Here is a 14,350-nt window from a genome sequence, read left to right as displayed (position 1 = left end):
AAATCCTAAATGAACTACATGTCCAGTTTTATAAAGATTACGGAGCAGGCATCAAATTACAATGATTTAGAAAAAATGTCTTTAGAGACAGTTTTAACTTCTATTAATCAAGAAGACAAAACTGTGCCTTTAGCCGTTGAAAAAGCCCTTCCTCAAATTGAAGAAGTAGTTAAGAAAGTAGTTGAAAGACTAAAAAAAGGAGGTAGATTATTCTATATAGGAGCAGGTACCTCTGGTCGTCTAGGCATTTTAGATGCATCTGAATGTCCACCTACATTTGGTGTTGATTCAAATATGGTAATCGGAATAATAGCAGGTGGAGACACCGCTATTAGGAATGCAGTTGAAAACGCAGAAGACAACACAGAACAAGGTTGGCTAGATTTATTAGAATATCAAATAGGAGTCTCAGACATTGTAATTGGAATTGCCGCTTCAGGAACAACTCCTTATGTAGTTAATGCATTAAAAAAATGCGTAGAAAATGGAATCCAAACGGCAAGCATTAGCTGTAATCCAAACAGTCCTTTAAGCCAAACGGCTAATTTCCCAATAGAATTAATAGTAGGCCCGGAGTTTATTACAGGAAGTTCCCGCATGAAAGCAGGAACTGCTCAAAAGCTTGTTCTCAATATGATTACCACTGCCAGCATGATACAACTAGGTAGAATAAAAGGCAATCGCATGGTAGACATGAAGATGACTAACACAAAACTAATACAACGCGGTGCTCAAATGCTTATGGATGAACTACAAATCAGTATAGAAGAAGCAAACAACCTACTATTAGAACACAAACAAGTTCGCAAAGCAATAGAACACTATAAAAACAATAATAATGCAAAAAACTAATAGAAACATATTATTTAATGGAGTAAAATACTTAGCTATTGCACTCCCATTAATGTTCGCAGGTCCTATTATTATTTATAGTTCTTTCAAAAATCAAAATCATCCTTTATACTACGCAGTGCTCGGATTGGGCATACTATGTTGTATAACATCCATGTTTTTATTTTTCAGAGGAATCCAAACTATAATGAAATCACTATTCGGTAAATAACAAAAAACAAAAATGATAAAACGTATTTTCTACTTCGCTACATTAATTCCATTTTTAACATCATGCTATCAACAGGAGAGAAACTGTGCTGATTTTAAAACTGGAACATTTAAATTTGAAATTGAGATAGACGGAGAGATCAAAACTTCCACTTTCACACGCATGGATGACATCGAAATTGAAACATACGAAGGAAAAGTTGACACATCAAGTATTCGTTGGGTAAATGATTGTGAATATATATTAAAAAAACTACACCCGAAAAACATGGCAGAAGAAAAAGCCGTAAATATGCGTATCCTAACAACAAAAGATAACACCTATACGTTTGAGTATGGTTTAGTAGGAGACAGCAGACGAGAACGAGGTGTAATCGAGAAAATATCCGAATAATCAAACATTGAACTATATGGAAGTATTCCTAACTGCAGATGCTATTGTAGCATTTTTAACCCTAACGTTTTTAGAAATCGTATTGGGAATTGACAACGTCATTTTTATATCCATTGTAACAGGAAAACTTCCAGAAGAGAAGCGGAAAAGAGCTACTAAGATAGGATTGCTCTTAGCTATGTTTATGCGTATCGCATTATTATTTGGAGTAACTTGGCTAATCGCCATGAAAAACACTTGGTTTAGCATTGATTGGAAGTGGTTTAGCGCCGACTTTAATGGACAATCGATGATTCTCTTAGTAGGAGGGATTTTTCTAATCTACAAGTCTACAAAAGAGATACATGAAAAAGTAGCCCATGTAGGCCATATAGAAGAACAAGCACCAAACTCAAAAAAGATTGCTTATAAATCCTTTGGAAATATATTGTTTCAGATACTTATGATTGACATCATTTTTTCTATAGATAGTATTTTAACAGCAGTCGGAATGACAAATGGACTGGAAGGTGCTTTATACATAATGATAGCAGCAGTAATTATCTCTGTACTAATCATGATGTTGTTTGCAATACCAGTAGGGAATTTTGTAAACAAAAATCCTTCAATACAAATTCTAGCACTGTCGTTCTTAATATTAATTGGATTCATGTTAACCACTGAAAGTATGCACCTTTCCAATGCAGTATTAGCAGGACAAGAGATTGGAGCGGTTCCAAAAGGTTATTTATACTTTGCCATCCTGTTCTCGTTAATAGTAGAATTCATAAACATGAAAATCAGAAAAAGACAATAACAGAACTTATACATTTAAGAATAAAAGCCCTTTTGAACATTCAAAAGGGCTTTTACTTTATATACAAAATGAACAATAACTAAATACATTGTTTTCATACTGTAGTCTAAAAACACGAAGAAGTTATCATTCAAAGTCGGATACGCAAAAAAACAACAAAGAATAACAAACATATATCTCCTCTCTTACTATACCCTAAAAATACAATTGATAGCCTTGACATTGATGTTTAACAATTATATACAAACATCTCTACCTAATAAAACCCCAGACTATCAAAAGAATACTTCAATACACTTTAAACAAAAAAGGCGCTCTATACCAGATAGAACGCCTTTTTAGCATTATATATAAACAGCTTACGCTATAACTTCATTCTCTTCATCATCCTCTAAGTGACGTCTTTCAATTTCTTCTTTATCTTTTCTAGGCATAGTATCTACTAATACCGGAGTAGCTAAGAATAGTGAAGAATATGTTCCAACAACAACTCCCACTAACATAGCAAAGATAAATCCTCTAATTGAATCCCCACCAAAGATGAACATAATCAACAATACCATAATTAAAGTAAGAGAAGTATTGATTGTTCTTGATAAAGTAGTATTAACCGAATCATTAACGATTTGATTAAAATCACCTTTTGTTTTACCAAGAATAAACTCACGTACCCTATCAAATACAATAACCGTATCATTCATAGAATAACCAATAACAGTTAAAATCGCAGCAATAAAATGTTGATCAATTTCCATGTGGAAAGGCATGAATTTGTAAAGCAATGAATACAAACCTAAAACAAAGATAACATCATGCGCAACAGAAACGATAGCCCCTAAAGAGTACTGCCATTTTCTAAAAGAGATAACTAAATAAATAAAGATTAAAGCCATAGAACCGATAACAGCCCAATATGCATTAGTCTTAACATCCTTAGCAACACTTGGTCCAATCTTAGAAGCTTGAATAATTCCAGTGTCTTTTCCTTCAGTTGCATTTACAAACTCTTCATAAGTTTGAGCTCCTAAATGCGGTTTCAACCCTTTATACAATAATTCATTTACTTCTTGATCAACCGCAGCACCTTCTTCTTCTACTTTATATTTAGTAGTAATTTTTAATTGGTTTTTATTACCAAAAACTTTCGCTTCAACGTTAACACCAAAGATCTCACCTAACTCATCAGAAATCTGAGTAGCATTAACCTCTTTGTCGAATTTTACTTGGAACGTACGTCCACCCACGAAATCAGTACCTTGATCCAATCCGTTTACAGCAAATGAAATACAGCTCACAATTACGATTAACGCAGATATAGAGTATGTAACTTTTTTCATTTTCAAGAAATCGAAGTTGAAGTTTGTAAACCAATTTTTAGTAATTGATGTAGAGAAAGCCAAAACCTTACCTTTAATAATATCTCTATCTAAAAACATTCTAGCGATAAAAATAGAAGTAAATAACGACGTAACAATACCAATCAATAAAGTAGTAGCAAAACCTTTAATAGCTCCAGTACCGAACATGAATAAAATCAATCCAGTTAAAATATGTGTAACGTTTGCATCCACAATAGGTCTCATAGCACCGTGCCATCCGTAAGATGCCTTAACAGAATCACTCAACGACATACCCTTACGAACACACTCTTTAGCCCTCTCGTAAATAAGAATATTCGCATCAACTGCTGTACCCATTGTTAATACGATACCAGCTATACCAGGAAGTGTTAAAACAGCACCCAAACTAGCTAAAATACCGAATAAGAACAATAAGTTTAATAACAAAGCAATATTAGCATACCATCCAGCTCTACCGTAATAAAACACCATCCATAATGCAACGATGATTAAACCAGCAACAGCAGAAAGCATACCAGCGTCAATAGCTTGTTGACCTAAAGAAGGACCAACAATTTCAGATTGCACTATATCAGCAGAAGCAGGAAGTTTACCAGCTTTCAAAATATTAGCTAAGTCTTTTGTATCAGAAACTGTAAAGTCACCTGAAATAACAGATCTACCACCAGAAATAGGACCAGTAGTTACACCAGGAGCAGAATATACAATATTATCTAAAACTATAGCAATGTTAGAGTTTTCAGTATATGCTTTACCAGTTAATTCTTCCCAAGTTTTAGCTCCTTTTGAATTCATCGTCATAGCCACAGTAGGCTTACCGAATTGGTCAAATTCATCCTGTGCAGCAGTAATTACACTTCCACTCATTGGAGGAACACCATCTCTGTTTGTTTTTAAAGCATAAAGCTCAACCATATCAGGAGTCTTTTTACTTGGTTTACCCCAAGCAAAACGAGCATACTTTTGGTCAGCTGGCAATAAATTACGGATATCAGCTCTTTTAAGATAAGAATTTACTTGAGCAGTGTCTTTAACATTAAAGAAACCTAAGATAGGACTACCTTGTTGTCCACCCATTACAAATAAATCTAACAAAGGATTCACCTCTGCAGTTTTTGTAGTATCAGCAGAAACACCAGTCAACAATTTATCAACGTCTGTTTGAGCAGCTGCAGTAGTATCTTTTACAGCTTCTTCTGTCTTTACATTCTCAGTACTCTTTAAAGCTTGATTAGCTGCTAATAAGAAATTACCAATCTCATCAACTTTATAAGTTTCCCAGAATTCTAATTGTGCTGTAGACTGCAATAAGTTTTTAATTCTATCAACATCTTTCGCACCAGGTAATTCAACCAAAATACGTCCAGAATCACCAACCATTTGAATATTCGGTTGACTTACTCCAAATTTATCGATACGCTCTCTAAGAACTTTATAAGCACTTTCAATTGACTCTTTAACTTGTTGATTTAGGATAGATTTTACTTTACTATCACTCATTTCAATAGTAACTTCTGATAAGTTTCTATTTGCAAAAATCTCAGGAGAAGCTAACTTAATAGTTCCTTTTGATTCTTTTTCAAAAGCATCGTAAAATGCGTTCAAATACGTCTGATTTCCTTCTCTATTTTTTTCAGCTTCGGCTAATGCTTTGTTAAAAACAGCATTTTTTGAATTGTTTGCTAAGCTTTTTAAAATATCTTTAATTGAAATCTGTAAGGTAACATTAATACCCCCTTCTAAATCAAGCCCTTTGTTGATCTGCTTCGCTCTAACTTCATTGAAGGTTTCGCCAAGAAAAACGGTTTGATTACCAATCGAATCAAGATAAAGCAATTCTTTTTCAGAATCGCCTTGTGCAAATTCCTTAGCTTTCTTCTCGTAATGACTGGTAACAAAGGTGAATGATAGTTGGTAAATACTTACCAATGCAAAAATTATTGCAAAAAATTTAACGAGTCCTTTATTCTGCATTATTACTAATAATTAATGTTTTTAATTTTTTAAAACGAGCAAATATATGATATACACAATGATTAACCAATTAATTTAAATAGAATATAAAAAAAAAACACCTAAAAAAGGCGTTCTTTCATGTATAGAAATATCTAAAATTAATCTAAAAACTTTCTTAAACCTTGATTCATTTCATGAACAGCAGCTACACTTTTCTGAAACTTTTCATTCTCAATATTATTTAACTTCAAATCTATAATTTCTTCTAATCCATTTTTCCCCAAAACACACGGCACACCAATAAACAAATCATTTGCTCCGTACTCCCCTTCAACCAAAACAGAACAAGTAATAATGCGTTTTCTATCATTTAAAATACTATCCACTACAGCAGCAACTGAAGCACCAGGAGCATACCAAGCAGAAGTACCCAAAAGCTTCGTTAAAGTAGCTCCTCCTACCATAGTAGCAGCAACTACCTCATCCTGCTCTTCTTTACTCAAGAACTTCTCAACTGGAATTCCCCCATAAGTAGCAAAACGAATTAATGGAATCATCGTAGTATCTCCATGTCCACCAATAACCATACCTTCAATATCATTAATAGGTTTTTGCAATTTTTGAGCCAAGAAATATCTAAAACGAGCACTATCCAACGCACCTCCCATTCCTATAATTCTATTTTTAGGTAAACCTGTCAGCTTTAAAGCCCAATAAGCCATCGAATCCAAAGGATTTGTAACCAATACAAATACAGCCTCTGGAGAATGATCTAAAGCCTGCTCCATTACACTCTGTACTACCTTAGCATTTACATCAATCAACTCTTCACGAGTCATACCAGGTTTTCTAGGAATCCCTGATGTTACGACCACAACATCACTATTAGCAGTTTGAGAATAATCATTCGTTACACCTTTAATAACAGAATTAAAACCTGTATGAGTTGCACATTGCATCATATCCATTGCTTTACCCTCTGCAAACCCCTCCTTTATATCTAACAAAACAATTTCATTAGCTATTTGTCTGTAAGAAATTGCATCAGCACATGATGCACCAACATTACCAGCTCCTATAATTGTAACTTTCATATTTTATCAATTTTAAAGCTAAATATATAAAAAAAAGAGGAGAACTAATTAGGTTCTCCTCTCTATTTATCAAATATTACGCATCAATTTTTGCATAAACCGCATTCTTCTCTATAAACTCACGTCTTGGCGGAACTTCATCCCCCATCAACATAGAGAAAACACGATCTGCCTCTACAAGACTATCAATGGTTATCTGTCTAAGAATTCTATGTTCAGGATTCATTGTGGTTTCCCACAACTGCTCTGCATTCATCTCTCCAAGACCTTTATAACGTTGAATAGCAAAACCAGAACCCATTTTATCAGATATTTCTGTACGCTCTTCTTCTGACCAAGCATATTCTTTACGCTGTCCTTTTTTCACCAAATACAAAGGAGGTGTTGCTATATAAACGTGACCACCTTCGATCAAACCTCTCATATATCTAAAGAAAAACGTTAAGATAAGTGTAGCAATGTGACTACCATCGACGTCAGCATCACACATAATCACTACTTTATGGTATCTCAGTTTAGAAAGATTCAAAGCTTTACTATCTTCTTCAGTACCAATGGTAACCCCTAAAGCAGTAAATATATTTTTAATCTCTTCACTTTCAAAAACTTTGTGATTCATCGCTTTCTCAACATTCAAAATCTTACCACGTAATGGCAAAATAGCTTGGAATTGACGATCACGACCTTGTTTAGCAGTCCCCCCCGCAGAGTCTCCCTCTACAAGGAACACTTCACATTTTGTAGGATCTTGTTCTGAACAATCTGACAGTTTTCCAGGCAACCCACCACCTGTCATAACGGTTTTTCTCTGAACCATCTCACGTGCTTTTTTAGCAGCGTGACGAGCTTGTGCAGCTAAAATCACCTTTTGAACTATAATCTTAGCATCATTTGGATTTTCTTCTAAGTAGTTTTCCAACATCTCAGAAACAGCCTGGCTCACAGGAGAAACAACCTCTCTATTACCCAATTTCGTTTTGGTTTGTCCCTCAAACTGAGGTTCCATAACTTTCACAGAAATAATAGCGGTTAATCCTTCTCTAAAGTCATCCCCAGAAATCTCAAACTTCAATTTCTCTAATAACCCAGAAGCATCCGCATACTTTTTCAAAGTACGAGTTAAACCACTACGGAAACCTTGTAAATGCGTTCCACCCTCATGTGTATTAATATTATTCACATAAGAGTATATATTTTCAGAATAAGTATCATTATAAATCAAAGCAACCTCTACAGGAACTTCTCCTTTATCAGTTTCCATACTGATAACATCTCCAATAATTGGCGTACGATTACCATCTAAAAACTTGATAAATTCTTTTAATCCTTCTTCTGAATGAAATCTATCATAAAGATATTCACCCTTGTCATCAACGTGTCTTTTATCAGTAAGATTAATGACAAGTCCTTTGTTCAAGAAAGCAAGCTCTCTTAAACGATTCGCTAAAACTTCATAGGAAAATTCTTGAGTTTGCGTAAATATTGTAGCATCGGGAGTAAAAGTAACGGCAGTACCAGTCTTGTCAGTTTCTCCAACTACTTTCACTGGATATAAAGCTTTACCTTTAGAATACTCCTGTTCGTAAACATTTCCATTACGATAAACAGTAGCTACCAAAAGTTCAGACAAAGCATTCACACAAGATACCCCAACACCATGTAAACCTCCAGAAACCTTATAAGAATCTTTATCAAACTTACCACCAGCTCCAATTTTAGTCATTACAACTTCCAACGCAGAAACTCCCTCTTTCTTATGAATATCTACAGGAATACCACGACCATTATCTTCAACAGTAACAGAATTGTTTTCATTAATAATAACACTAATAGTATCACAATGACCAGCTAACGCCTCATCGATAGAGTTATCGACAACTTCATACACTAGGTGATGTAATCCACGAACACCGACATCTCCAATATACATGGAAGGTCGCATTCTTACGTGCTCCATTCCTTCGAGGGCCTGAATGCTATCCGCGGAATAACTATTCTTATTTGTTTCTTGGCTCATATTTATTTTCTTATATGTCTAACGAGCAAATATAAGCATTTTAGAGCACTTAATCAACAAGAACAAGTGTCGGATTTTAACTTAAAAAGGATTTTTAAGCAGAATCAAAACATAAATCAGTTAATGAGTCCGCTAGTAGAAAGCGTATAATAAATAGTACAAGAATAATTATCAGAATTACTCAAGTTCATTAATTCTAAAGACAGAACCATTATAGGTAACCTCATCAAATATCTTCTTTCCCCATAACATCTTAATCAAAGGAGCATCCTCTGAAATTGCTAATACAGAATAATCATCTATAAAAACCTTGGGTAGAGCTGTAGAAACAAATAAATAAATAGCATTTATCCTAATAAGACTACCAAAACCAACAACCTCCGATTTTTTCTTAGGGTCAATTCTCTTTAATATTTCTTTAGCCGAGATTGCCTCCCTGATTTTATTACTAAGATTCTCTTGTTCGATATGCATTTTAGAGAGCGTTGTCTCATGCTTATCACCCGCTGATGATTTTGCGTCATTTTGTGCATCTTCCGTCATCGTACGGATCATGTCTTGAAAAACATCAATCTTGCCATCAAGCATTTCATAATGTACCTCAAGAAGCTTTTCTTTTATACTCATACTTTTATCTTATAAACTTATCTCATAAAGATTGGCTATCATTTGATTTTTTGATACTATCTGTTAGTCAGCTTTAGCAAAACTATAAGAATTATTTCATTTTAAAAAGCTTTTTTAACAAACAAAAAAAAAGAGCGTCTAAAAACGCTCTTTAATTCAAATATTTTGCTACTCTTATCTTAGAAATCGAACTTATAAAGAGCTCCACCCATTACCTGAATTCCCTGACTCTTAAATCCTTTCCATTGTTCATAGTTCTTATTTAACAAATTATTACCCTCTAAAAATAAGGTCCAATTCGCCGTTGGCCTATAACCAACTTTAACATTCAAGTCAGCAAATCCGTCCAAATTGCGAACTTCTTCTGTTAATAACATCGAAGTTCCAGTATCATAATTCCTAAAAACATCTTTACGTTCACCTATGTAATAAATCTCTGTACCTGCAAACCAACTATCTGAAAAATCGATATGAATATCCGCACCGAAACGAGATTTTGGCATATTCCAAGCCTCTGACAAATCTGTCTCGTAATGATTAAATTCTCCAAACAACCCTATACTAACATTCTCTTCGAAATCAAATTTTAATTCCCCAAAAACACTATAAGTCTTTAAGTTTCCATAAAGAACCCCAAAAGAGTTTCCTAACTCATAGGCATTACTAGGGCTTTGCCCATTAATTATATTACTTCTAAAAAACGCCTTATCATCCTCAGACTTCATAGACCCTTTAATATTGTATGAAATAGAGTTATCAAGCTTTCCTTTTAATCCAACATATAAATCATATTGTTCACTAGTAGGAGTAATCATTAAATCTGGTGAAACAAACGGATTAAGATCCACAAAATCAGCATACGAATTTTGCTTTAAACCACCTTCAGCTCCCATATAGGTAACTAAGATATCGTGAACTAACTTAAAAGAAGCTTTTACCTGTGGATAAATATAAAAGGAGTTATCTGTTTCCCCAGCAACTTTACCGTTATTAAAATACAGTCCTACTCCTGCTTTAAAACTATAATCTTCATCTTGAAATGTAATACTAGGTTCTAAACCTAAGTTCAAATGACTGTAAGAAGTTGAAGTGTTCATTAAGAAATTCTCATAATCAGTTCCAACATAATCCACAATCACTCCCACATTCAAATCGCTAGAACCAATTGCAGTTCTAATATTCGGTTTAATGAAAAATCGATTTTCTTTACTATCATAAGAATCCCAAAAACGTTTGTATTGAAATTCCACACCAGTTAAAGGAGCATTGCTAAACTCAGCTTTTCCTCCAACATAAACCGTTTTATAAATCTGTTGTTCATCAAGATTGTCCAATTGCGCATTTTGAAAAGTAAACTCCTCATTAGGTAGTCCATACCAATTAGATATCTGATGCTTACCACCAACATCTAAATTCCAATTCCATGTTTCTTTCTGACTTCTGTAAGATACCTCTGCACTAGATTTCGAAAATGCATCATCAAGAGCAACCCCTTTAACACCACCTTGCGAAGAGAAGTGTCTTGCAAATCCAGCAATTTGATCTGTTTCATTCACTTTTCCAGACAAAAACAACTCACCTTGTAGATTTACATATCTCCCCGCTCCAAACAATAAATAATTGTCAAAAGCTTTTAGGCGAGCATCTTTTTCAACGGCCGCCGCCTCTCCTTTTTCAGGAACGAAGGTCGAAGCCACAGGAAAAGAATTAATAGTGTATTTAACTGGTTTTTTCTGAACGCCTGCCTCATTATCAAAGCTAGGAGTTTCCCGTACCTTAAAAGCATCTGAAATCGTAGCATCATAAGCTCGAACCACATTTACTACTTCAGTCCCAATATTCTCCTCTTTCTTTTCTTTTTTATCTTTCTCCTGCCCGAAAACTCCTGTTGAAACAAACAAAGTTGACAAGCATAAAGCGTATATATGTTTTTTATTCATCGTTTACGTATTAAAATTTTAACGCTATTAATTAGAAATTGAAGAATTTCGTTTAGACTCCTCTTGCTTAATTTTATCTAATTCTTTCTTAGCTTCCGAAACAACTTCTGGATAATCACCAAAATTCTGAGTTACACTTTCTAAAATATAAGTAGCCTGATAGCTATCTTTCAATTTATAAAAGTTTTTAGCCATCAAAATCAATCCTTTAGCCCCGTATAACTTATAACTAGAATAATCTTTTGCCAATTTCTGAACCGCAGTATTAGATGCTTCGTATTGTCCCGCTTTATTTTTAAAATATGCGTCGTAATACATTGCTTCCGCAGCCACTTCCCCTTTAGCAACTTTTGCTAATTCTAAATAAGCAGCCTTAGCTTTCGCATCATCGTTATTTTGAATAGCAATTCGAGCAACAATTAGCTGCGCATCACTTTTGACACGATTATCAATTCTTGAAGATTTCAATACTTTTTCTGCATAGAACAAAGCCTTGTTTTTATCACCTTGTTCATAAAACACTTTCATCAAATTAGATTGAGCAAAAACCACATTTTGTTCTTGATTTGCTTCTAACTCTAAGCGCTCTAAAACTGCAATAGCCTTATCATAAGACTTCTGAGTCAAATAAACTTCGCCTAAACGCGTAAGAGCCTGTTCTGTAAACTCACTCTTGGGTTTAGAAATAACAAAATCAAAATAAGGAACTGCCTTAGCTGTTTCATTAGAAGACATATACAACTGTGCCAAATAAAAATTAGCTTTTACAGCATGTAATCCATTAGGAAAATTATCTATATAATTACTCAATCCTGTTTTAGCAGCTGCCACATTATTTTGAACATATTGTTTTTCAGCGGATTCGAAAGTATCGTTATCCAAGTCTGCATTTGTTACCTCAACAAAATCTAGACCTTTTACCCATTCCCCATATTCCTCAACACGACCACTATCCATATAAATCAAACGTGCATTCGCAACTGCTTCCACCGCCTCTGGCGTATTTGGATGCGCAGCTGCCACAGCTTTAAACTTACTCAAAGCTTGTTCATTTTGATTGCTGTTGTAATAGATAAGCCCTTGTCTTAAAATAGCTCTTGATTTGAATGCACTATTTGGGTAATCTTTCATCAATTGATCAAAAGCCTGTATAGCTTTCGTTGTTTGACCAGCAGCGACATAAGAAACCCCTAGCTCATATTGAGCATCATCTACTAAATTAGATTTAGGGTATTTTTTCACAAACTGAGTCAAGTCTTCTATTTTCTTATCCAAACGATCTACAAACCCATACGAAAGCGCTTTTTGAAAACTCGCATATTCCATCTCTGGACCTTTGGAATCAATTACTTTATTATATGCCTCCATTGCAGGCCAATATTTCCCTAAAACAAAATTACAATCACCTAAACGCACATAAGCATCTTGCAAACGAGCTGAATCTCCTTTTGTGTTAGAATATCTTTGAAAATAAGTAACCGCATTAGCGTAGTCCTTCTGCTTAAAATAAGCATATGCTATATTGTAATCAACATTTTTATATTCAGCTGTTTCTTTAGAAGCAGGGTCTTTTAAGAACGTACTGTAAGAAGTAACCGCATCAGAAAACTTGTTTAAAGCATACTGCGTTTCCCCTTTCCAATAATGCGCTCTATTAGTAAAAGTCAGATTCTGTTTCTCAGCAATAGACTTGTTCAACAACGCCAAAGCGTCCTGGAACTTACCTTCTCCAAAAAGCTCTACCCCTCTGTAGAAAGTAACTTTCTGATAAGCCTCTTTGTGTTTGATCTCTTTATCTTTCTCCAAAAGCTCTAAAGCCTCTTTAAAGTTTCTAGAAGTAATATAAGAATCAATTAACAAAGACTCCATTTCCGTCTTGTAAGGAGTTGCTGGATATTTAGCTAAAAAACCAGCTAAAACCGATGGTGTACTTTGATAAGGATTTCCAATTTCATAACTCAACTTTCCATAATTCAAATAAGCATCTTCTTGAATTTTCAAATCATAGCTCATTTCAGAAGCATTTTTAAATGCATTGAGAGCTTCGGTTTTCTTCGATGAATTCAAGTAGCTTTCGCCCAAATGGTAATACGCATTTTGAGCGATAGCATCCTTACCTCCAATTATTTTATTGAACTGCTCAATAGCTTTATCATATTGCTTCAATTTATAGTGAGCATATCCCAATTGATAAAAATCAGTGTTACTCCACTTCTCATTCTTACCTTTATAGTCCAATAAATAAGGTAAAGCCTTATCGTATTCTTTTAAATTAAAATAACTCTCACCAACAATCTTTGAAAGTTCAGACTTTTCTTCAGGAGTAGATTTCTGCATTTGAGCCACCCCTTGCTCTATAGCCTTTTCAAAATTCCCCGATTTAAAACTCATATCCGATTGGAAATAGCCCATCTTCTGTTGATATTTTTCCTTGCTAACCACTTCACCAAAAAGTTTCTTTGCCTCATCAAAACGATCAGAGTCATAAGCAATATAACCTAAATAATAAATAGCCTGTTCCCCATAATCAGAAGAGCGTTCTACTTTTTCTAAGTATTTTTGTGCACCATTTTTATTTTTATTAGCGAAATAGGCATACCCCTTTTGAAAGTAAAAGCGGTTCAAAACTTTTTCATTAGAAATAGCATGTTCCCTTACTTTTTCAGAATATCGAAGAGCTTTTGAATAATCACCCTTATCGAAATAATATTTTGTTACCTCAACATAAGCTTGATTTTGCTTTGAGCTAGTTGGGTAGTTTTTTACAAATTCATCAATTACATCCTCCGCTCTAGGCTGATCTAAACGAATAGCGCAATTTGCAATATAATATGCACAATCAGCCTCTACCTCACTATTAGCGTGAACAGAACTCGACTTGACTTTATTAAATAAAATCTGAGCAGCCAAATATTGTTCTTCGTTATAGAGAGCGACAGCGTGGTTAAAATCGGAAAGTTCATTCGTATAAACAGCAGTTTGCTGTGCAGCAGCTGTAAGACCACCTAAAGATAAAGATAGATAAAGTAATCTATTGATTTTTCGCATTATTCTCCGTGTTTATTAAAACTCAAATATATCATTAATTAAACTTTTAACGTCG

At 34.3% G+C, this 14,350-nt stretch carries 10 protein-coding genes; 4 read left to right on the top strand and 6 right to left on the bottom strand.

Annotated features, from left to right (window positions below; translation table 11 throughout):
• The first annotated feature begins 18 nt into the window (after positions 1-18).
• Genes murQ through BM024_RS06790 form a run of 4 tightly spaced genes read left to right on the top strand, consistent with a single transcriptional unit; the run spans position 19 to position 2,252 of the window.
• Complete coding sequence (gene murQ, locus BM024_RS06805; RefSeq protein WP_090678711.1) at positions 19-852, top strand: N-acetylmuramic acid 6-phosphate etherase; 834 nt, start codon at positions 19-21, stop codon at positions 850-852.
• Positions 839-1,063, top strand: a complete 225-nt coding sequence (locus BM024_RS13810; protein ID WP_090678710.1) for a DUF6095 family protein — start codon at positions 839-841, stop codon at positions 1,061-1,063. Before murQ ends, BM024_RS13810 begins: the two co-directional genes overlap by 14 nt.
• A 12-nt stretch (positions 1,064-1,075) precedes the next feature.
• Positions 1,076-1,456 carry a DNA topoisomerase IV gene (locus BM024_RS06795; protein ID WP_090678709.1) on the top strand — a complete coding sequence of 127 codons (381 nt, stop codon included), beginning with the start codon at positions 1,076-1,078 and terminating at the stop codon, positions 1,454-1,456.
• Between the two features lie 16 nt (positions 1,457-1,472).
• The gene (locus tag BM024_RS06790; RefSeq protein ID WP_090678708.1) at positions 1,473-2,252 is read left to right on the top strand and encodes a TerC family protein; all 780 of its coding nucleotides are present in this window, start codon (positions 1,473-1,475) and stop codon (positions 2,250-2,252) included.
• Between the two features lie 359 nt (positions 2,253-2,611).
• Here BM024_RS06790 and secDF read toward each other — a convergent pair whose 3' ends face one another.
• From secDF to BM024_RS06760, 6 genes are all read right to left on the bottom strand, one after another.
• Positions 2,612-5,587, bottom strand: coding sequence for a protein translocase subunit SecDF (secDF, locus tag BM024_RS06785; protein ID WP_090678707.1), 2,976 nt, complete (start codon positions 5,585-5,587; stop codon positions 2,612-2,614).
• A 140-nt stretch (positions 5,588-5,727) separates the two neighbouring features.
• Positions 5,728-6,663: a malate dehydrogenase gene (gene mdh / locus BM024_RS06780; protein WP_090678706.1), complete on the bottom strand. Its 936-nt coding sequence runs from the start codon at positions 6,661-6,663 to the stop codon at positions 5,728-5,730.
• Positions 6,664-6,739: 76 nt separating this feature from the next.
• Complete coding sequence (gyrB, locus tag BM024_RS06775) at positions 6,740-8,680, bottom strand: DNA topoisomerase (ATP-hydrolyzing) subunit B (RefSeq protein ID WP_090678705.1); 1,941 nt, start codon at positions 8,678-8,680, stop codon at positions 6,740-6,742.
• A gap of 177 nt (positions 8,681-8,857) precedes the next feature.
• The gene (locus BM024_RS06770; protein WP_090678704.1) at positions 8,858-9,307 is read right to left on the bottom strand and encodes a hypothetical protein; all 450 of its coding nucleotides are present in this window, start codon (positions 9,305-9,307) and stop codon (positions 8,858-8,860) included.
• A 179-nt stretch (positions 9,308-9,486) separates the two neighbouring features.
• A complete protein-coding gene (locus BM024_RS06765; protein ID WP_090678703.1) occupies positions 9,487-11,247 on the bottom strand; it encodes a TonB-dependent receptor in 1,761 nt (586 codons plus the stop codon).
• A 27-nt stretch (positions 11,248-11,274) separates the two neighbouring features.
• Positions 11,275-14,295 carry a tetratricopeptide repeat protein gene (locus BM024_RS06760; protein ID WP_090678702.1) on the bottom strand — a complete coding sequence of 1,007 codons (3,021 nt, stop codon included), beginning with the start codon at positions 14,293-14,295 and terminating at the stop codon, positions 11,275-11,277.
• Positions 14,296-14,350 lie beyond the last annotated feature (55 nt).

Source organism: Myroides guanonis, from assembly GCF_900114085.1.
In the GTDB taxonomy this organism is placed as follows: domain Bacteria; phylum Bacteroidota; class Bacteroidia; order Flavobacteriales; family Flavobacteriaceae; genus Flavobacterium; species Flavobacterium guanonis.
This window is presented reverse-complemented; position numbering and strand designations above follow the sequence as displayed.